This window comes from Mucilaginibacter sp. P1_D10, assembly GCF_056406215.1.
The window spans coordinates 47,841-70,620 of the sequence record NZ_JBFUAP010000021.1 but is presented as its reverse complement, the minus strand read 5'-3'; the positions used below and the strand labels follow the sequence as shown (position 1 = coordinate 70,620).

Annotated in this window: 12 protein-coding genes; 8 read left to right on the top strand and 4 right to left on the bottom strand. The window is 45.9% G+C overall.

The window, feature by feature from the left end:
* The first annotated feature begins 75 nt into the window (after positions 1 to 75).
* Both AC1DYT_RS24170 and AC1DYT_RS24165 read left to right on the top strand, forming a co-directional pair.
* Positions 76 to 2,139 carry an ATP-dependent nuclease gene (locus tag AC1DYT_RS24170; protein WP_477472067.1) on the top strand — a complete coding sequence of 688 codons (2,064 nt, stop codon included), beginning with the start codon at positions 76 to 78 and terminating at the stop codon, positions 2,137 to 2,139.
* A 72-nt stretch (positions 2,140 to 2,211) separates the two neighbouring features.
* Complete coding sequence (locus AC1DYT_RS24165) at positions 2,212 to 3,417, top strand: hypothetical protein (protein WP_477472066.1); 1,206 nt, start codon at positions 2,212 to 2,214, stop codon at positions 3,415 to 3,417.
* 295 nt (positions 3,418 to 3,712) lie between these two features.
* Here the strand turns inward: AC1DYT_RS24165 and AC1DYT_RS24160 are convergent, their stop codons facing one another.
* From AC1DYT_RS24160 to AC1DYT_RS24150, 3 genes are all read right to left on the bottom strand, one after another.
* Positions 3,713 to 4,816 (bottom strand): AAA family ATPase, encoded by a 1,104-nt coding sequence (locus tag AC1DYT_RS24160; protein ID WP_477472065.1) that lies wholly within the window; start codon positions 4,814 to 4,816, stop codon positions 3,713 to 3,715.
* A 469-nt stretch (positions 4,817 to 5,285) separates the two neighbouring features.
* Positions 5,286 to 5,633, bottom strand: a complete 348-nt coding sequence (locus AC1DYT_RS24155; protein ID WP_477472064.1) for a bleomycin resistance protein — start codon at positions 5,631 to 5,633, stop codon at positions 5,286 to 5,288.
* Positions 5,634 to 5,670: 37 nt separating this feature from the next.
* Positions 5,671 to 6,102, bottom strand: coding sequence for a hypothetical protein (locus AC1DYT_RS24150; protein WP_477472063.1), 432 nt, complete (start codon positions 6,100 to 6,102; stop codon positions 5,671 to 5,673).
* Positions 6,103 to 6,637: 535 nt separating this feature from the next.
* Here AC1DYT_RS24150 and AC1DYT_RS24145 point away from each other — a divergent pair.
* Both AC1DYT_RS24145 and AC1DYT_RS24140 read left to right on the top strand, forming a co-directional pair.
* On the top strand, positions 6,638 to 8,434 hold the full coding sequence (locus tag AC1DYT_RS24145) for an ATP-binding protein (RefSeq protein WP_477472062.1): 1,797 nt from the start codon (positions 6,638 to 6,640) through the stop codon (positions 8,432 to 8,434).
* Positions 8,435 to 8,503: 69 nt separating this feature from the next.
* A complete protein-coding gene (locus AC1DYT_RS24140) occupies positions 8,504 to 8,923 on the top strand; it encodes an SRPBCC family protein (protein ID WP_477472061.1) in 420 nt (139 codons plus the stop codon).
* A gap of 72 nt (positions 8,924 to 8,995) precedes the next feature.
* Here AC1DYT_RS24140 and AC1DYT_RS24135 read toward each other — a convergent pair whose 3' ends face one another.
* A complete protein-coding gene (locus tag AC1DYT_RS24135) occupies positions 8,996 to 9,904 on the bottom strand; it encodes a hypothetical protein (protein WP_477472060.1) in 909 nt (302 codons plus the stop codon).
* Between the two features lie 160 nt (positions 9,905 to 10,064).
* Between AC1DYT_RS24135 and AC1DYT_RS24130 the strand changes: the two genes are divergently transcribed.
* The 4 genes from AC1DYT_RS24130 (at position 10,065) to AC1DYT_RS24115 (ending at position 22,451) form a co-directional block, all read left to right on the top strand.
* Entirely contained in the window at positions 10,065 to 10,406 is a 342-nt protein-coding gene (locus AC1DYT_RS24130) for a hypothetical protein (RefSeq protein WP_477472059.1), read from the top strand.
* Positions 10,407 to 10,670: 264 nt separating this feature from the next.
* Positions 10,671 to 17,648 (top strand): amino acid adenylation domain-containing protein, encoded by a 6,978-nt coding sequence (locus AC1DYT_RS24125; RefSeq protein ID WP_477472058.1) that lies wholly within the window; start codon positions 10,671 to 10,673, stop codon positions 17,646 to 17,648.
* A 20-nt stretch (positions 17,649 to 17,668) separates the two neighbouring features.
* Positions 17,669 to 21,685: a non-ribosomal peptide synthetase gene (locus tag AC1DYT_RS24120; RefSeq protein ID WP_477472057.1), complete on the top strand. Its 4,017-nt coding sequence runs from the start codon at positions 17,669 to 17,671 to the stop codon at positions 21,683 to 21,685.
* Between the two features lie 58 nt (positions 21,686 to 21,743).
* Entirely contained in the window at positions 21,744 to 22,451 is a 708-nt protein-coding gene (locus AC1DYT_RS24115; RefSeq protein WP_477472056.1) for a 4'-phosphopantetheinyl transferase family protein, read from the top strand.
* Positions 22,452 to 22,780: the final 329 nt, after the last annotated feature.

Sequence of the window (22,780 nt, the reverse complement as noted above, 5' to 3'; positions counted from 1 at the left end):
ATATATACGTCTTTTTTAAATATTAATATAACTTTAAATATTATATCAGTTTACTAAACCTGCCCGCATCTCGCAATGAAATATTTAAGATTAGTTAACCAGAAAGAGTACTATGTTGGAAATACTATTGCCAGATTTTTAGGTAATATTAAAGATATCAACATCATCATTGGTTCGAATAACACAAGAAAAAGCAGGTTTCTCAGAAACATCATTAGCCAAGAGCATAATGTGCTTTTAGATGGGGCACCCGAGCTTAATGAAGCTTATTTCAAGAGCGAATTAATTTTTGGCGATTTGGAAAAACAAGGAAAAGAAGCAATGGCCGAGAGATTGTTTCAATTTCAGTTCCATGAAACCACTAATCCTGAACAGCGATATACAGCTATAAAAGAATATTTTAATAATGATAGCCAGATAGACTTTAACAGATTAAAGATAAGTGTTGCAAACATCAGTGAGTCTTTAGCGGGGCTGGCCGTAGAGGATAACTTCAAAGCGCTTCAAACCATAGCTTTTCAAACCCTTCATGTTTGTGAAGTTTTACTTTGGATATTCGATCGATTAAATCAGACAGGTTTACCAACTGAAAAACCAACAAGTTTTTCACCAACTAATGTAAACGAAGTTCGATACATGGTATCTTCAACCATGTATGATGGCATAACCGATTTTGACCTTAAAAGATCAATTATTGAACGAGTAAGGGACTATATGTGGCTTGTCAAAAAGCTGAAGTTTGAACGGCTTGACAAATCGCTCGTTTATATACCTGTTTTGCGTACATCCCGAATGATCGGAGGTTTTTTGGGAGATGTCTACGGGGAGACAATTTTAAAACAACATTTCAGTAACCCTACCGGTAAATTAAAGATTGAAACTGGCTTGATGCTTTTTGAAAAAATTGGGTTGGCCAGAAACGGCACGCGTAAACAAAGCCGTGATTTTGCAGCATTTGAAAAATTTGTTGGACAGGTGTTCTTTAATTCGGATGACCTGCATATAGTTGCTCATCAAACTGAGAAAAAAGATGAGCGAAATATAAAAATAAGCCTGCCGGGAGAATTAGAGGATGTATCTATTTATGATTTGGGGGATGGGATACAAGCCATTGTAAACTTGCTCTTTCCAGTATTTACCGCTGACGATGGTTCATGGATATTTATTGATGAACCAGAAAATCACTTGCATCCCGGTTATCAAAATTTATTGATGCAAACACTATCGGCCAATGAATTTATTCTTAACAAAAAGCTTCGTTTTTTTATAAATACACATTCAAATCACGTTCTATCTGGTGCCTTATTGGGGCCTGATAGCGCGGAAATACTTGTTTTCAGTCGGCGGGATATGCACTCTACAAATATTCAATCATTTAACGGTAATGAATATCATACACTTGAAAAATTAGGGGTTTTAAATACATCCGTATTAATTAGTAATTGTAGTATATGGGTAGAGGGCGTGACTGATAGATTTTATCTTCAGGCTTTTTTGTATGCTTTTTGCAAAACCAAAAGTGAGAAAGATTTTAAACCGCTCGAAGGGCTGCATTATTCTTTTATTGAATATGGTGGAAAAAATTTAATTCACTATGAATTCGATCATCAATATAAAGAACAAAAGAGTATAAACGAAGACAGGGAGGATGATTTGAAAAACAAGATTGAAGCTTTCTTTATTAATGCCAACGTCTTTCTATTAGCGGATTCTGATTTTAACGCAGAAAAGCATAAGTTTTTTGAAAATATCTCTAAACCAAATTTTGAATATTACAAGACCGAACTGCCGGAAATTGAAAACCTGCTGCCAGATAAGGTTTTAAAAGGATTTCTCATAGATGAGTTGGGGCTTTCAGATGAAGATGCATCAGTCCTGTTTCCTATCGACCATTCACTAAAATTGGGAAATCATTTTCATGAGAAAATAAAATATGGGAAAGGCTTCCGTAAAATCAGGGCTGAAAGTGGAGGAACGTTGAGCCCAAAATATAAAAAATGGCTGGCAGATTATGTCCATAAAAGTATATTGAATAAGACTTTTGTTTGGGATGACCTTTTGAAATCGGATAAACTAAAAATAATCACCGAAAATCTATATCAATTCATTTTGAAGAATAATAAATTACGAAGTAATTAATAAAATGACCTAGGCGGCCAACCGTTATCACTTACTTACTTTCCAGTTAAATCAGTGCACTAAAGCTGTAATATGAACTATCAATATGAACCCTTAGCGGAAGAGTACAAGTTCCAAACATTTCTAAAGGACCTATTTAATGCCATATATAATAGTAAGACATTTGAAGAATATGGTTCTAAGGGGCATATTCAACACGGCATTGATGTATATAGCCCAGGTTTAAAAATCGCAGTCCAAGCAAAGAAAAAAGATATTCACCGGAGTCAAAATTCGGTTATCAAAGAATTATTATTGGATTTATCTGAGACCCTGAAAAAAATTGAAGGTTTTCCGCATGCAATCGACCGCCTATATTTTGCAACGACCACAAAAAAACATATAGCCATTCAAAATGCCTGTATGGATGCAAGTCGGACTCACGGCATAAATGTTATTTTTTTCAGTTGGGATGATATACAAGGGAAATTATCTGAATTTCCATCTATCCGTAATCATTACTTCCCGCACTTAAAAGAAGCGGTAAAGGCATCCGGAATCGAATTAGATGAAAAAATTAAAAGACTTGAAACGCTGATTTCTAAACTTGAATCTCAAAATCAAAACGCCAAAAAACAGTACCGCGATATACCATATAGCGATATATTATTGCCGAAAATGCCACAGGAAGCCCAGAAAACCCTTACGGTAATTATTATGAAGATTGCTTTGTTTCAGACATTTGCACAAACGAAGTATAATAAATTCAGGTGTCTTTTTAATTTCAGCGCATCCTACACGCAATATGATGATGGAACATCGGCGCCAGGATTTGAAATTATTTGTGGCGAAGTGCAGTTCCTGGGTAATTGTACCCGTTTAATAAAAGAATTACAATTTGAACCAAATCGTTTTTGGGAGCAAGTTGATCATTATAAGGAAGATAAGGAATTCAATCGTGTCAAATTTAGAATGGAATTACTGCCAGTAGAAGGACTGACTTGTTACGACCTTGAAATTGACGGACAAACCGGCCATTTCAATATCAAAGTTAGAAGATATGAGGGTCTGGAATATCATAAATTAGATTCACTCAGCGCAATATTGCCCTTTATCGCGCAAACAACCAAACCTATCATCAATATTATTGATTTTGACAAAATTGAAAAGCATCCCGCTTTTATGAAACTGTTGCACCACGTTTTAAGGGATAATTGTTTCAAACGAAATTTATTGAAAGTAAACGTTGATGATTTTGATGATTGGGACTTTGAATATCACCCAAATGAAGAAGAATAATTAACTCGTTGTTGCAAAAATATTACCCGCCCGTTCAGGCGTCCCGCCTGAATGATGCAAGTTTTCAGCGTCCACGTTGCCACGTAATACAGCAAGTGCGGGCGGTTACCAATAGCCAAAGTAAGGCGTAAACGCTTGACTAGGCCGGCCTTTCGGAGCATAGTCCGTTCGGTCATAAACCCGATAGCAGCGTAAAGCCCGCTTCTATCAGCGGCTTGCAGCGTATAGCGGGACTGTCGCAACCAAAGAACCACTGCCCTTGCTTTTCAAACACATCTGAAATCCGCACATCGTCCTAACTCTTCTCCCCCCTCTTTATCACCCTAAACACCGTTGTCTGCGCACAATTTAACCGGCCGGCTATCTGCCGCACGCTGTGGCCTTCGGCGTGCAGTTGGAGGATCTGCGCATCGGTGGCTCTGCGCTGAAGGATGGTTTGGGTTTGTAGGTGAGGGGTTTCGCTGCCCTGGCCCTCGAACGCGAATTGGAGCAGGCTGCCGGCCTTTACGATGCGGCAAAACTTTACCATGCCTGCGCTGAAAGCCAAACCGCTGCTGCGTTGTTTTACCTGCTTAAGGTAGCGCAGGCCGGGGCTGCTTTGGCTTTCGCCGATAGCGAATGCGCTGTCGGCAAAGTTCATGAGCATTTTGCTGCCTTGCAGATCGTTGCGGGTGATGGGCCGGGCGGGGTTACGCTTGGGCGTATGCGCCAGTACCAGTATAGAAAGCCCCCAGTGGTTTTTGATGTGGTTGAGACTGCGCATGAGTTTTACAGCGGCGGCGGTGCTTTCGGTACTGCTGCGCAGGGCGGTAATGTTATCGATGATGATGGTGCGCGAGCCGGTGCTGACGATGATATTCTCGAAGGAGTTGATGAGGTAATCGTGATAGCTGGCAAACTTGCGCTCGCGGCTGGCAGCGGGATTGATGATAACGCGGTAGAAATTTGGGGAAAAGCGGTGCATTTGGCCATCGGGCCCGGTATAGCGCTTGGCAAACTGTGCGGCGCTCAGCTCAAAATCGAAATACAGCACAGGTTGGGGCTCCTGCTGCACCGGCATATCGCCCAAGCCCTCGCCGCGACTGATGGCATCGCCTAACTGCACTGCCAGGATGGATTTCCCCACATTGGTATCGGCAAAAAGGATGCACAGTTCGCCTTTAAACCACAGGTCGCCAAAAAGCATATCGCCTGCAGTGGGTTCGCCGGGAGGGAGGTGTAGCCAGTCGTCGGCTTTTTTGATGATAAAGGCTTCGTCGTCGGTTATGGTGCGGGCCTCCTGTTGCTGTAGTAGCTTGCGCTGTTTCGCGGTAAGGGGTATTCCTCGCGACTGCGAACGCATCAGTTCAATTTCCGGCGGGCGCTCAAATAGCGGTTCGTCCGTTGGTTTAATGCTCATAAAAATTTGATTATGATGCAAGTTAGCCAAACAACGGCAGGGAAATGGTGACACTACTGCGTCAGTAGGCATTTTTTAGCGTTCCGCAAAAGGTTTTTTGGAACACTAATACGACGAAAACGCTCCGGTTTTACATCCATATTCGTTAAAAATCCACTCCCAAAACAGTAGATTTAAGCCATTTTATCGACTAAAAACCCTGAAAAATCAAAGAAAAACGCAGAAAAACGAAGGTGTTTTTGAGCATAATTGCAAGGAATTACTCTGTTGGTAATTGTTATCGCCCCAAGATTTGACTCACCCCGACGGCCCGCAATACGCGGGCGTCGACCCTCTCTGCTGCGCAAAGAGGGTGAAGAAAAAAGAAAAAATCCCCAATTTCTCCCCCTCTTTCGGAACGAGAGAGGGGGCGGGGGGGGAGTCGAATAGCCACGCGGACACGGCCGCTACGTTCGAATACTCAAAGTACTTACCCCATACTCTGCCCCACCGTCAGCAAATTATTATCCGGGTCGTGGATAGCAAATTCCCTTTGCATCCAGGGTTTGTATTCCAATGCGGTAACGCTTGCGCCATTGGCTTTGGCCAGTTCGTAAAACGCCTCGATATCGTCCGTGCGGATGTACACCTGTCCGTAGTTCTCTTTGGGGTCGAGATCTTCGAATAGAAAAAAATGAATTTGGATATTGTCCTTTTCCACCATCAGGTATTCCGGGTAATCGCCCCCGAATTGGGTAAAACCAAGCTTATCTATATAGAATTGACGCGTAATGGCTTTATTACGCATGGGTAGTTTCGGGTTGATGGCGGTAAGCATGGTGGTTATGGTTTATGGTGTCAATGATATTCAAAAATTATCCTTTAAAGCTCATGGCCCAGGTACCCTTGGAAGATTCCATGGGTATAGGGATAATCCCTATCCAAAGGAACCCGAATTTAAATCTCCACTGGCCGCTGATGCTTTTCCCGTCGGCAGATAGCTCGCCGGAATAGTATATTTTACGGTGTTTTTTATTAAATGTTTGGCGTGTTCCATCGGCGCGGAGCACCGTCATCACTGGCATTTGCTTAACGAATTCAACCCTGCTGCCGTCAACGGTACCCGTAATTTCTCCGATGCCTTCGGTGCCGCCGCTTGCAAGGTCGTCCTGCACTGTGCCGCTGAACTGGTTACCGTAAACGTTAACGATGTCGATGCCGAAGTAGGTCTGTTTATGGCCACGCATGCTTTCGTGGGCTTTATTGTCGAATTGATAGTAGCCTTGCCAGCTGCCTTTAGCAATCATTGTGGTTTTTTGGATTGGTTTACGCAATATGCATATTCTTTACCGCGAATGGTAATTATCCGGATTGTTTTTGATGCGTTTTGCAATTCAAAGTGTTCCGCTTTCGCCCCAAAAAGTGTTTTGCTTGTTTTTGCAGTTTTTCTTTAAGTATCTAATGCCGAATTTATTGCATAGTTTACTTAAACAATGGGGATGTTCCAAAGTGTTCCACCAAAAACTGCAACTATTTGATAATCAATAACTATTTGAAAAATACTGTTCCGCATTCAAAGTGGAACACTTGGTGGCTTGAGCCGCAATGGGCTTATCCTAGCAGCCCGGCGCCGCCTAGCCCACGCTTTGTAACAAGGTGGCTATATAAAGTGCAACACGTAATTAGTTGTAACTATTTATCGTTATTAGCGGTATAAATACGTCATACGAAAAAAAATTTCTCGGTTAAAACGCTTTAACGCTGATAATAAGGAATTTGTTGGATGTTTTTATAAATTAGCGTTTAAATAAACGCCGCCACTATCAACCTTAACTGATACTCATGGATGCTCAAATACCTTTTTTGAATTTCTCCCTGAAAAAGGTATTAGCACAAGAGCCCGATACCTTAAAAAAGGCGAGGATAAAAATCGTTTATACCATCTTGCTGCTTTCTCTGCTTAAGGTACTGGTGTTGCTGCCAATGGTAATTACCCGCATACACGATCATCAGCTTTACCGGGTGGTTTTCGTGTTTTTCTTTTACCTTTTGCTTGCCAAATGCCTGCTTTATAAACCGCAATACATTAACATCATCTCCCATTTTATCGTGTTGACAGGCATCGCAGCGGTATGGACCAACGTTTTCTTCTTCCAGCAGAGCATCAACCTCATTACCATACAGTTTACCTTTATGGTAACGTTTGTGGGCTATTATCTTATAGATAGCCGTTACGCGGTAATTTACAGCATGTTGGCTATTTTGCCGATAATGTATTACCTGGCAGCTACCGGCCGCAACAACTGGCACATGGATGTTATCCCTCAGGAGCTTCCTTCGCCGGGTTTCGAAGCTATCGTAGCCATGAACTTCGTAACCATGCTGTTGATACATTACCTTTTCTACTGCGCCTTTAGGGATAACGTGAACGAGAAGGAGGAACTGAACAGGCAATTGCAGGCCACCGTGGCCGAGACCAAGGCCCTGGCCGATTCGCGCTCTGTGTTTTTATCTACCATGTCGCACGAGTTGCGTACCCCGCTCAACGCCGTATTGGGCATGGCCAGCCTGGTGCGTGATACCGCAACTACCGAACAAACCGAAAACCTCGATATCCTGGAGTTCTCGGCGCAGAGCCTGCTTACGATGGTTAACGATATACTGGATTACAATAAAAGCGAAAACGACAGGATAGAGCTGGAAGCCATACCTGTTAACCTGCCGGTGTTGATGCACCGCGTATGCCTTGGCCTACAGCAAAAGGCCGCCGAAAAGGGCCTTACGCTAACTATGGATGTTGATGAGCAATTGAAAGATAAATGGGTGGTTACCGACCCGACGCGCCTTACCCAAATTATATATAACCTGGTGGGCAATGCCCTTAAATTTACAGAACGTGGCGGGGTAAGTGTTAAGCTGCACGTTACCCAAGCCGATGAGCAGAGCGTAGCCACGTATTTTTCGGTTAGGGATACGGGTATTGGCATAGCCGACAACCGGCAGGAAGCAATCTTCGACCCATTTACCCAGGCATCGGCAGATACCACGCGCCACTATGGCGGTACAGGGCTGGGCCTGGCCATCGTAAAACGGCTGCTAAAGCTTTTCAACAGCAATATCTTGCTGAAAAGTAGTGCCGGCGAGGGGTCTGAGTTTTCCTTTGCTATAGATTTCAACCTGCACAAAGGTAAGGTGGTGCCGGCGTCTATCCATACTGCCATGAACAGCAGTTTGGAGGGGCTCAACATACTCATAGCCGAGGACAATCCTATCAATGCTTTATTATTGGTTAAGTTGCTCACCAAGTGGAACGCACGCTCGGTATTGGCACGTAACGGGGCCGAGGCTGTAGAAAAACTCATAGCAGATGATTTCGATGTGGTGCTGATGGATTTGCACATGCCCATTATGGATGGCTACGAAGCAACCACACACATCAGGCAGCTGGCCGATCCGGTTAAATCATCCGTGCCTATCATTGCCTTAACGGCATCCGTATCGCATAATATCCACAGCAAGATAAAGGCAGCCGGCATGCACGATTATTTGTCGAAACCTTTCCAGCCGGCCCTACTATACCAAAAGCTCGAACCGCTGCACAGCGCCAGAGCCGCCCGCGAATTGCTTGCCCATCACTAATAAGGCAAAATACCTGCGGCTTCTTTATTCAATATCATTTACCTTTACCCTTAAATTATACCAACAGATATGGCAAACCCCACGCAGATAACCGTAGAAGCAACCGTAAACGCACCCGTAGAGATAGTTTGGAGCTTGTGGACCGACCCCGAGCACATCGTAAACTGGAACGCAGCAAGCGACGATTGGCACACCCCAAAAGCGACTAACGACTTGCAAGTGGGCGGTAAATTTACATCTACCATGGCGGCAAAAGATGGCAGTGTGAGCTTTGATTTCGAGGGCGTTTATTCGGTAGTTGATGAGTATAAGCTTATTGTCTACGAAATTGCCGATGGCCGCAAGGTAAGTGTTACGTTTATAGACGAGGACGAGGTTACCAAAATAGTAGAAACTTTCGAGGCCGAAAGCACAAACCCTGTAGAAATGCAGCGCGGCGGCTGGCAGGCTATCTTGAATAACTTCAAGAAGTACGCAGAGGAGAATTGAGAGGTGTTTTTATTCTGGGGTGGTTTTGATTATGTCATTGAAAGAACCGCTATTGTAATACAATCCGTTTAATCACCTCCTGGCATTGTATTCTTTCAATTCTTCTTTCGTAATCAATAGCTTGTAGTTGCGAGACTTCTGAAATTCAGGTTCCCTTTTAGGATATATGAACCTGTTTCGCTTTTTTTGATAGTATTCGAGCTGCAGTGATTTGATTTTTTGTTCGAAGCTAATGTGCTTTTTCATCTGCCTTTCCGTCAATTCCGTTCCTGTAAAAAAACCGCAAACCAAACAACAGTTATCTTTTAGTACTGCATTGTAACCACATACTTCGCAAGAATCTAAATTATCAATCAAATCGATTTTAATCGATCGGTCTGGTTTTAGTAATAGGTAGTCAGGGATACATTTTAATAAACTGTAGTAGTTTGTGCGGTTATCATACAATGTCAACGTATCATCGTATAAGAGTTCTCTATGGTTGGGAATTACCCTTATCTGTTTCAAGTTCAAATTAACCCGTTCCGGAAGCTGACCGTGATAGAAATTATCTTCGAAAATAAACTCGGCAGAAGAAAAAGCAGTCCAGTAGAAAAATTCCCGGCGGTAGTCGAGGGAGCCTATACTTGAAAATGCTGTAAATCCCAAATCGCTTATATCATTATAATTAAAACGACTCTTTGACACCAAAAAGCATTTTCCACAATAAAAATCCGAGTGCCTAATAGTTTTTTTGCCGCAGGTAACGCATGTTTGATTAATCAACTTCGCGTATTTTGAACTTAGGGCATACACTTTTTGGGGTATCTTTTCTCCCGTCTCTTTAAACCTAAATTCAAATTCTTCCCTGTGTGTGTTCGGCCAAATTCCTATGTCATGGGTTATACCCATGCTCTCCAATTCAGCATAAAATCGCTCAGCTACCAGCTTCCTTTTATTATCTTTTTCGAAAAAATTTATTATTATTTCTTTTTCGGTCATCAGCTCAATGCTTATTAAGTGAAAAAACCACATTTTTATATTCGCTGCTAATTTAATGGATTTGTAACCATTTTAGTTTGCCGCAAAATGTTATGCCTCACTGCTTTTCCTCTTCAACTTTTACAGCAGCCAATTTGTAATTACTTATTATCTTCACCCTATGAAAAAATTCTTCTTCCTCGTCATATTTCTTGCTGCTTTTGCCGTTAAAGCATCGGCACAAACCTTTAATGCCGACGATTTCAAGAACAACCTCGGCAAATCCAAAACCCTGTGCGACACGGTTTACTCCGTGAAAATATTCAGCGATACACTTGCCCTCATCAATATGGGCGGCAACTATCCCAATCAAAAATATACCATTGCTGTAAAAGGCAATAAAATAGTGCTGGACTGGGCCAACCTAAAAGGCAAGCGCTTATGTGTTACAGGTATTTTAGAGATGCATAAAAACCGCCCCGAAATTGTGGCTACCGAGCCACCCCAAATTACCTACCCCTAATTTTTTTTCTGGGTAAAAAGCCTACACGCATTTAACTAAAAGTTATATAGCCTATGGTTGTATAGGCGTTGTTGCTGATAACTTAAGGGCTATAACCAATAGCTAATTTTTGAGTTTATCTTGCTTTTTCACCCTAAAAATAAATGAAAAATAGGGTAAGGTGTTTCGCGCTTAACACAAAAAATGCATAACTTAAACCCGATTTTAAACCAATTACAAGCTTTTCTTGAGGCTAAGTAATATTTGGCCGCCTTATACCTCTTAATGGATATACTTACTGAGAATATTTACATACCCGAAGCAGCGGCCGATGCTTTTTTAAGTCCGCTGTTTCCTGCCATTGGTAAGTCTGCCGCCGGTCTGCCTGTATTGATTCTCGATAGTCAGCTTAATCAGGTAGCAGGGGGCATTTCAGGCGAGCTATGCTTCGGAAATGCTGCGGCTGCCGACCAACAGGGCTTATACCGTACCGGGCAACTATGCCGCGCTTTACCAAATGGCGATATTCAGCATTTAGGTACAATGAGCGCCGGTGAAGGGCAAAAACTTCTGCATACATTTAACAATACACAGCAGGCTTACCCCGCTAACAAAAGCATAACCGAACTTTTTGAGGAACAGGCGGCAGCCACGCCGGATGCCATTGCGGTGGTATTCGAAAAACAAAAACTCACTTATAAACAACTTAACCAGCAAGCTAATCAGCTGGCACATTACCTGGTCCAAAAGGGTGTAAAGACCGATACTCTGGTACCCATATGCATTGGCCGGTCATTGGAGTTGACGGTGGCTATTTTGGGCATCTTAAAATCAGGAGGCGCTTATGTACCGATAGACCCACTATATCCGGAAGATCGCATCAGCTACATGCTGGAAGATACTGCAGCTAATGTTATTGTTAGTAGCGCCGCTAATATGGGCAGGTTCGCTAACTCCAAAGCAAGTGTTATTAATTTTGATGATGACCGGTCCCTTATTGCTAAACAATCTACAGCAAACCCGGATATAAAGCCATCTGCTACCGATCTGGCTTATATTATTTACACATCAGGCTCAACCGGCAGGCCAAAGGGTGTAATGGTGAACCATCGTAACGTGGTAAGCCTGGTGTATGCTATGGGTTATTTATCGCTTACGCGAAAAGATGCGCTGTTGGTAACCGGGTCGGTGTCATTTGATGCTACCACTTTTGAATACTGGTGCATGATGCTTAACGGCGGAAAGCTGGTGTTTTGCCCGGAGAAGGATCTGCTGGAAAGTGCTAAAGTTCAGCAATTGATAGCCACCCACAAGGTAAGTACCATGTGGTTTACATCCAGTTGGTTTAACCAGTTAACAGATAGCAGTCCCGAAGTTTTTGCAGGCCTTACTGCAGCCCTTGTTGGAGGCGAGAAGTTATCAGAAACGCATATTGGAAAGATCCGTGATAAATATCCCGATCTTAAGCTCATAAATGGTTACGGCCCTACAGAGAATACTACCTTCTCATTAAACTATGAGATAAACGACGCGGAATTACGCAACCCTATTCCCATCGGCAAGCCATTGCCTAACCGCGGAGTATATGTTTTAAACAGCGACTACCTGGTATGCCCCGTTGGCACGGCAGGCGAAATTTATCTTAGTGGTGACGGCATCGCCCGCGGATATCTGAACAAACCCGAACTGACCGCCGAGAAATTTGTGGTCAATCCCTTTAGTGATAAGCCCGGAGACAAACTTTACCGTACAGGCGACCTGGGTAAATGGCTGCCCGACGGCAACATTGAATACATTGGCCGCACAGACGACCAGGTGAAAGTTCGTGGTTACCGTATCGAACTGGGCGAAATTGAAAGTGTACTACAACAAAGCGGTTTGGTAAAACAAGGCGTGGTTTTGGCCCGCGATGATAGCCAGAAAATGAAACGCCTTATTGGTTACGTGGTGCTCAATGATGCCGCCAGCAAACCACAGGTGCAGGCTTATATGCAGGAAAAACTTCCTGATTACATGGTACCGGCCGTATGGGTAGCGCTTGAGCAAATGCCATTAACAAGCAACGGCAAAACCGACCGGCATGCACTGCCTGATCCGGATCATAATGATATGACTGACAGCGCGTATATAGCGCATCGTAATAAAACAGAGCAAATACTTGCCGCAATTTGGCAGCAATTATTAGCTGTTGATAAGGTTGGTGTAAACGATAATTTCTTCAAAATGGGGGGCAACTCTTTGCTGGCCCTGAAAACGGTAACTGAATTAAAGGCGCAGGATTTTACCCTGCCTATTACCAAACTTTACCAATACCCAACCATAGCGGGTATTGCCGCTTATTTGGATGGCAACCTTAAAACGGCCAAAGCCATACTGCCAAAATCTACCGTCAAAGCAAACAGCGGCGATATTGCGGTGATAGGTATGGCGGGCAGGTTCCCCGGCGCTAATACCATTGATGAACTTTGGCAGGTTTTGGCAGAAGGCCGCGAAACCACAAAATTCTTTACTGATGCCGAGATAGACCCGTTTATCCCACCAAATGTAAAATACGCGCCAAACTACGTTAAAGCGCGTGGGGTTATTGATAAAGCGGATGAATTTGACCCGATGTTTTTTGGCTTAAACCCCAAGGCGGCCGAGTTGATGGACCCGCAGCAGCGCATATTTTTAGAGATTGCCTGGGAAGCGCTGGAAAGTACCGGTCACCTGCCGTCGCAGTACAACGGTTCGGTTGGGGTGTTTGCGGGCACAGGAGCGAATACCTATTTTATCAACAATGTAATACCTAACCAGCACCTCATAAGTAATGTAGGGGCGCTTATTGTAACCACGCTTAACGAAAAGGATTACGTATCGTCGCGCACCGCGTACGAGTTAAACTTAACCGGCCCTGCCGTGAGTGTGCATTCTGCCTGTTCTACCTCACTATTAGCCATTGCCGAAGCCGTGGCAAGTTTGCGTAACGGACAGTGCAATGTGGCATTAGCGGGCGGTGCATCAATTACCTCGCCTATAAACAGCGGGCATTTGTACCAGGAAGGTACTATGCTAAGCGCCGATGGGCACTGCCGTTCCTTCGATGCCGATGCGGACGGTACCGTATTCAGCGATGGGGCAGGGGTAGTACTGCTGAAACGCCTGGAAGAAGCTATTCACGATGGCGATACCGTTTACTCGGTGATTAAAGGCGTTGGTGTAAATAATGATGGCGGCGATAAAGGTAGCTTTACCGCGCCAAATGCAAGCGGGCAGGCTGGTGCTATCGCTATGGCTATACAAAACGCCGGTGTATCTCCTGCCGATATCAGCTATGTGGAAACACACGGCACCGCCACCAAATTAGGCGACCCGATAGAGATGGAAGGCCTTACCATAGCTTTCGGGCCGCAGGATAAAAACCAATATTGCGCCATCGGCTCCATAAAAAGCAATATGGGCCACTTAACAGCCGCTGCTGGTGTAGCCGGGCTCATAAAAACCACTCTGGCGCTTTACAACAAACAGATTCCCGCTTCTTTATTTTACGAACGGCCAAACCCGAATATTGATTTCGAGGGTAGTCCGTTTTATGTGAACGCCACACTTACCGACTGGAATGCGGAGAAACGCATCGCCGGCGTAAGCTCTTTTGGCGTGGGCGGCACAAACGTACATGTGGTACTGGAGGAATATCCGCAGGAAATTAAACAAGGCTCGGCAGGTCATGATCTGCAACTGTTTACATGGTCGGCCAAAACAGGGAACAGCATAAACGGCTACCGCGATAAACTGGCATCGTATATATCCAATTATGATAGCGCCGACCCGGCAGACATCGCCTACACCCTGCAAACAACCCGAACCGATTTTAACCATCGCAGCTTTGTTGTGGCAGGCAGCAAGGAAGAATTATTGGCTAAATTAAATGCAGCCCCCGACGCTTCATCATCAAAAAAAATAGGATCGAAAGCAACTGAGGTAGCCTTCATGTTCCCCGGCCAGGGCGCGCAGTATTTGAATATGGGGCGCGATCTATATGATCATCAACAGGTATTTAAAGCCGCCGTTGATGAATGCGTTGTGTTATTAAAAGGGACCGAACAGGAAAATATCCTGGATATTATATTTCACGACAGCAAGGATGACGCTGCCGGGGAAGCTTTAAAAAATACGCTGTACACCCAGCCCGCCTTGTTCATCATTAGTTACGCCATGGCTAAGCTTTGGATAAGCTGGGGCATTGAGCCGACCGTGCTAACCGGCCACAGCATAGGCGAGTTTGTTGCGGGTTATTTTGCGGGAATCTTTACCTTGCCCGATGCGATTAAACTGATAGCAACCCGTGCTAAAATGGTAAGCGAAACACCAACCGGCAGCATGGTTTCGGTACGCTTATCAGAAGAAGAATTGAAAGCCATCTTGCCGGATACCCTTTCCATTGCCGTAGTAAACAGCAACCTGGCTGCAGTAGCGGCCGGTACTAACGAAGAGGTAAATAAATTTGTAGAAATCCTTACCGAAAAAGGCATTGCCGCCCGGGTGCTACAAACCAGCCACGCGTTCCACTCGGCTATGATGGACCCAATTGTGGCGCCGTTTGAGGCGGTAGTGAAAACAATTCAGCTAAACAGGCCCGTTAAACCCATCATATCAACCATAACCGGCAATTGGATGACCGATGCCGAAGCTACCGACCCGGCCTATTGGGCACACCACCTGCGTAGCACCGTTAGGTTTGCCTATGTTGCCAAAGTGCTGGCCGAAGAGGAAGGCCGTGTTGCTCTGGAAGTTGGTCCGGGTAAAGTATTATCAGGCCTGGTTAAGCAGCAGGCGGGCGGTAAAACATTTACCGCTATTGCGGGTATAGAAGAATCAAAAGATATTACCTCCTATGGCTCGGTTTTAAAAGCTTTGGGTATGCTTTGGCTAAACGGGATTGAGCCGGACTGGAAAGCATTTTACGCCGGGCAAACGCGCTTGCGGGTTAACATCCCAACATACGCCTTCGACCGTAAACGTTATTGGGTTGATCCGGTAACGCCTATAAACGTGCTAACCCCACCATTTGAAGCACCTACAGAAACACCAAAATACTTCCCACAAGAAACACCAACCATTATGGCGAATAGAAAAGCAACACTGATAGAAAAGCTGAAAGAGGTTTTTGAAGTTGCATCAGGTATTGATATCGACAGTACTGATACTGGTTTTGTTGAAATTGGATTCGACTCTTTATTGCTTACGCAGATAGCAACCAATCTTAAAAAAGAGTTCAACGTTCCTATTACTTTCAGGAAACTGTTCGAAGAGCATAACACGCTCGATTTGTTAGCCAATTACCTCGACGAAGTATTACCGGCAGATAAATACCAGCAGGCCGCTGCACCTGCGGCAGCCCAGCAAGCCTACCAGAACGAGCAGGCGCAACCGGTTTACCAGCAACCCACATATCAGCCACCTGTTTATCAGAACGGCCAGCAACCTGTGTATGCAGCCGGGGGCAACGCCGCCATGACCATGATAGCGCAGCAATTACAGTTATTGGCCAGTCAGTTAGCCACCCTGCAAGGTGGTGGCATGCCAGTCAGCCAAACGCAGGTAACTTTGCAGCCCCCGCCAATACAAAAGCCCGTGGTTACTAATGAAAAAGTCACCGCACCTGTGGCACCCGCCTCTTTACAGCCAGATCTTACGCCTGAGGAACAGATAGAAATTAAAAAACCTTTTGGCGCAACTGCCAAAATTGATAAGCACATTACCGGCTTAAACAAAAAACAGCAGGCCTTTTTAGATCAGCTGATTATTGATTTTAGCGAGAAGACAAAAACCAGTAAGGCGCAAACACAACAACACCGTCCGTACATGGCCGATCCACGGGTGGTGAGTGGCTTTAAGCCCTTGACCAAGGAGATTGTTTATCCTATTGTGGTTAAGCGCTCAAAAGGCTGCCGTTTGTGGGATGTTGACGATAACGAATACGTAGATGCATTGAATGGCTTTGGATCGAACATGTTAGGTTACCAGCCCGATGTTTTAAAGAACGCCATTGCCGAACAGTTAGAAAAAGGTTATGAAATTGGCCCGCAGCATGAGCTTGCAGGTGAGGTTTGTAAAATGCTTTGTGATTTTACCGGCTTTGACCGTGCCGCGCTTTGCAGCACAGGTTCTGAAGCTATTTTGGGTGCCATGCGTATTGCCCGCACCGTTACCGGGCGCTCCATTATTGTGGCATTCAGTGGATCGTACCACGGTATTATTGATGAAGTGATTGTGCGCGGAACCAAAAAGTTACGTACCGTGCCTGCCGCCCCCGGTATTATGCCCGAGAACGTGCAGAATATGTTGATACTGGATTACGGCACCGATGAATCCCTCAGGATCATTGAAGAACGCAAAGATGAAATAGCTGCGGTATTGGTTGAGGTAGTACAAAGCCGCCGGCCTGAATTTTTGCCACTGGAGTTTTTGAAAAAACTAAGAGCGATCACCGCAGAAGCTAACACGGCATTAATATTCGACGAGGTAATTACTGGTTTCCGTATGCACCCCGGTGGTATGCAGGCTATAACCGGTATTCGTGCCGACCTGGGTACTTATGGTAAAGTTATAGGTGGCGGTTTGCCGGTGGGCGCTATCATTGGTAAAAAAGAGTATATGGATGCGCTTGACGGCGGCACATGGCAGTTTGGTGACGACTCGAGCCCGGATGCAGGTGTTACCTACTTTGCGGGTACGTTTGTGCGCCACCCTTTGGCTTTGGCGGCGGTTAAAGCTTCGTTAACATACATGAAAGAACGCGGCCCGGCTTTACAGCAAGGCTTAAACGACAAAACAACCCGCCTGGCCGCTGCGTTGAACGAGGTACTGGTAAAATATAAAACACCCATGTACGTGGCCAACTTCGGCTCGTTATGGAAGGTTAAATATCACGAGGAGTTCCCATATAGTGAATTGATATTTACCAACCTGCGCCTGAAAGGCCTGCATATTATGGACGGTTTTCCTTGCTTTATGACGGATGCACATACCGATGCGGATGTTGATTTTATCATAGCGAAATTTGAAGAAAGTATATCAGAGATGGTTGCTGCCGAATTCATCCCTACTTACACAGATATCGCTAAACCGGCCGCAGTGCCTGCACCGGCTGCTGTAGCAGCGCCAAATGCAATGGGCGCACCGCCCGTCCCTGGTGCAAAATTAGGGCGCGATAAAGACGGTAATCCGGGATGGTTCATCAGTGATGAAAAGAACCCCGGCAAGTATTTGCAGGTTAAATAGTTTTTTAATTGAACGGCGTTATGAATTACGAGGTAAGTCCTGTTGAGTTTGATCCGTTTGCAGGGCCCGAGATTGCTTTAGTGGCCCCGGCTACCGAGCCGCAAATTGAGATATGGACATCCTGCCTGATTGGCGGGGCTGATGCCAGCTGCGCTTACAACGATGCTGCATCGTTGCTGCTAACGGGTCCTTTTGATAAAGATGCCATGTTTAAGGCCCTGCAGGCGCTTAGCGACCGGCACGAGGCCCTGCGCACGGTTTTTAGCGCCGACGGCCAGAGTTTCCTGGTGTACGATAACCCGCCTCTGCATATCGATTACCACGACCTTTCTTTGCAGAGCGAAACACAGAACGACCTTTTTATAGAGAACTATACCCGCCAAAACGCCATTACCGCGCTCGATCTGGTGAACGGCCCGCTGTTTAAGCCCACCATCCTGAAGCTAAGCAACCAGGAACATCATATCACGTTTATAGCGCATCACATCATTTGCGATGGCTGGTCGATAGGCGTTATCATGCAAGAGCTAAGTAAGCTGTACTCGGCCTTTGCCAAAGGCGAGTGGCCAAACCTGCCGCCTGCGCCAAAATACAGTGATTACGCTGTAGAGCAGAATGCCCTTATCGATACCCCCGAACGCCACGAAATTGAAGATTATTGGGTAAATCAGTTTAAGGGCAGCACGCATTTGCTGAATGTGCCCACCGATAACCCGCGCCCAGCCCAGCGCACCTATAAAAGCAAACGTGCCGATTTTACCCTTGATGCTAAACTGGTAGCCGACGTAAGGCAGATGGCGCGCAAAGCGGGAGCTAGCTTCGTAACCACGCTGATGGCCGCCTTTGAGATTTACCTGCAGCAGATAACCGGGCATGAAGAGATTATATTGGGCCTGCCCGCTGCGGGCCAGTCCGCCACAGGAAACTATGGCCTGGTGGGCCACTGCGTAAACCTATTGGCCCTGCGCAGCCACCCAAAAGGAGAGCAATCGTTTATAGATTACCTTAAAGAACGCAAAACCCAGGTGCTGGATGCTTACGATCACCAGATGTTCACCTTTGGCAGCCTGCTCAAAAAATTGAATATCCCGCGCGATCCATCGCGTGCGCCGTTGGTGCCTGTTGTTTTCAATATCGATATCGGGATGGATGAGGGGGTAGATTTCTACAACCTGCGCCACAGGTACATCACCACCGGGCGCGAGTACGAAAACTTCGAGATTTTCCTCAATATAACCGACCATAAGGATGCCCTGGTGTTGGAGTGGTCGTACAATACACAGATTTTCGAATTGGCTACCGTCAGCCTGATGATGGACGAATACCAGCATTTGCTTAGGCAGATAGTGCAATCACCGGATAAGCTGATAGGCAAGTTGCCGCTGATGCGTGCCGATGAGTTTACCGCCCAACTGAAAGCCTGGAATGAAACCGGGGTAGAGTATCCGAAAGAAAAATCGCTGCACCAGATCATCAGCGAAACCGCGGCAAAAAATCCGGGCAGCATAGCTCTAAAGTTCGGCACCGAGCAATTTTCCTACAAACAGCTTAACGAAAAGGCGAACCAGCTGGCCTGGTCCCTGGTGACCGAGGGGGTTAAAAAAGGCGACAAGATAGCCATCTCGGTAGATAGGTCGGCCGATTTGGTGGTTGGCTTGCTCGCCATCATCAAGGCAGGCGGCGTTTACGTACCGCTAGATCCCATTTTCCCCATCAATCGCATCAACTATATGCTGGCCGACTCCGGCGCAGCAATATTGCTCACTTCTGCCGATTACGCCGGCAAGTACGAATCTAAGGCGAAAGAGCTATTGCTCGCCGATATGATCGCTAACATGGGTGATCAACCTGTAACGGAGCCAAACGTGGCCGTCAATGGGAAAGACTTGCTATATATCCTTTATACATCCGGTTCTACCGGGCAGCCAAAAGGGGTGCAGATTGCGCATCACAACATGGTAAACTTTTTGTACAGCATGCAAAAGGAGCCGGGCCTTACCGCGCAGGATAAATTGCTGGCCGTAACCACTATCAGTTTTGATATAGCGGGGTTGGAACTCTTCCTGCCGCTGATTACCGGGGCGCAGATCGTATTGGTTGATGCCGCCACCGCAAAGGATGGCTATACGCTGCTGGATATCATCAAAAAGGAAAAAATCACCGCAATGCAGGCTACGCCATATACCTGGCGCATTATGCTGGAAGCCGGTTGGGAAACCGAGGCGATAAAGGCCATATGCGGGGGCGAGGCTTTGCCGATGGATTTGGCCACGCGCATATTGGGCCGGGCATCATCGCTTTGGAACGTTTATGGCCCTACCGAAACCACCGTTTGGTCTACCATTAAAGAAATTACGCCAGAGGATAAACAAGTCAGCATAGGCAAGCCGATTGATAATACCTTTATCTACATCCTCGATAAATTCCAAAACCCGCTGGCGCCCGGCGCGGCAGGCGAAATCTATATTGGCGGCGAGGGCGTTGCCAAAGGCTACCTGGATCAGCCGATACTGAATTATGAAAAGTTTATAGACGACCCCTTTGCAGATACACCCGGTGCCATGATGTACCGCACCGGCGATTTGGGCAAATACCTGCCCGATGGCAACCTGATGTACCTTTCGCGCATTGATGCGCAGGTGAAGATACGCGGCTACCGAATAGAAACCGGCGAGATCGAGTTCCACATGGCTAAGGACCCCGACCTGAAACAGGCCGTGGTAATTGCCCGACCGGATATCAACGGGGTAGACAAGTTGGTTGCCTACGTGGCCTTTAACGATGGCTTTGTATGCAAAGACTTTAACGAATGCACCAACTACTGGCGCAACGAACTGAGGGGCTCGGTGCCCGATTATATGATACCTGATAATTTTATACAGGTTGATGCTATGCCGCTTACGCCTAACGGTAAGGTGGATAAAAAAGCATTAGCACTAATTGGCCCGCTCCCGGCAGACGATGACACCCTGTACATTGCGCCGCGCACCGATGTGGAGCAAATGGTTGCAGACATATGGAAAGAGTTTTTGGGTATCGACAAAGTGGGTATTTACGATAATTTTTTCCAACTGGGCGGGCACTCGTTGATTGCCGTGCAGGTGATGGCAAAAATAGAAAAGGAAACAGGCAAACGCCTGCCCCTCGCCATCCTGTTCGAGAACTCTACCATAGAGAAGCTGGCCCAGGTACTGCATATGGATGGTAAGGCCATTATGTGGGATTCGTTGGTGCCTATAAAGCCAAAAGGCAGCAAAATGCCTATCTATATCGTGCACGGCGCTGGTCTTAACGTACTGCTGTTCAATGCGCTGGCTATCAATATGGACGACGATCAGCCGGTGTACGGGCTGCAAGCCAAGGGACTCAACGGAGTGGATGAGCCGCTTAGTCGTATAGAAGATATAGCTGCACACTACATTTCGTCTATCCGTGCGCAAAATCCGGATGGGCCATTCGCGTTGGCAGGTTTTTCGTTCGGCGGCATCATCGCATTCGAGATGGCCAGGCAATTGGAGGCGCTAAACCTGGAGGTGAAGATGCTGGGCATGTTTGATACCTACGCTTACCGCACGCCGTATTACGATAGCTGGCTGGTAAATAAAGTAAAACGTGGTATGTATGTTGGCCGTCGCCTGTGGTATTCCGTCACGTTTCAGGATGGATTCAAGGAAACCATACAGCACCGCACCAAGGCGGTATCGAGGATGGCCACCCGCCTGATATGGCGGCTGAGGTATGGCAAGGAGCAAAAGGTGGGCTTCTTTGGCTATAGCAACCGCATCGATGATATGAACGATATCGCCCAGAAATATTACCGCATACAGCCTTATGATATTGCTATAGAACTGTTCAGGGCCGAGAAGAAATCCTTTTACCTGGACGATTACGAATTTATGGGCTGGAAGCCATTTGCACTGAAAGGGGTGAACATCCACATTATCCCCGGCGAGCATAATACCATATTTAAGGCACCGAACGATAAGGAATTTGCACGGATATTGCAGAAATGTCTGGATGCCGCCGCAAAGAAATAAACTTACAGCATAAACTGCGCGAGATTTGGGGAGGGTTAATATTCGGTTTTTAAACGAAGTGGACTGGCAGCACGCCGCGCCGGGAGACTTTATTATGCACGATGGCGAGGTGCATGTCTACCGCATCCACATCGGTAGCAATCTGCAATGGCTGGCGGCATTCGCGGCAACGCTAACACCATCCGAAACTGAACGAGGCAACAAATACCACCAGCTGAAAGACAGGCAGCGTTTCGTTATCAGCAGGGGAGCGCAACGTAATATCCTGGGCCGTTACCTTAACCAACCGGCAACTGCGCTTCAATTTGTATTGGGCGATAACAAAAAGCCGTATCTGCCTGCAAAAGGTAGTGCCGGCCTGCAATACAACATCACCCACGCCGGCGAATGGATATTACTTGCGGTGTCGCATACGCCGGTAGGTGCCGATGTGGAGTATATAGATCCAGCATTCTCCTTTGCGGATATTTTACCCGAACATTTCAGCCAGGAAGAAGTCGAGTTCATAAACAGCGAAAACTCGCACGACCATTTTTTCACCCTCTGGACACGCAAGGAAGCCCTGCTCAAAGCCACCGGCCAGGGCCTGGGCGAACACCTCAAATCAACGCCATCGCTTGACGGGGCGCATGAGCTGCCCGGAATTTTGCTAAGCGCAGAAAAGGATTGGAAGATAAACAGTTTTAACCTGATTGATGATTACAAGGCGAGTATCGCCTCCGGGAATGAAATACGTCAGTTACGCTTTTTCGACGTAAATTTTTAAGCTGGAAATTCCTGGAATTTATAGGTAACAAGGTGCGATTTATTGGAAAAAGCTGGAAATTTTTTTCGACCCCCAACACTCCGTATTTAGCCAAAAACAGCCATTTCAAGTAAATTTAGCCCTTTTAGTGCCTGCAAAGAAAAAGTTATACAAAAATGAGAAATATTAAGAAAAACACCGAAAAACACAGAAAAACGCGGGTTTTTGCAGGCTTTTCGGGAGGAATTCCGCCGCTTCGGTGGCAACAAATGGCATGGAAGCGTTATCTCTGTCCGGTTCAAATTTCCACCTATTTCCCGAAATTTCTATAAAATAAAAACTGGACAAAA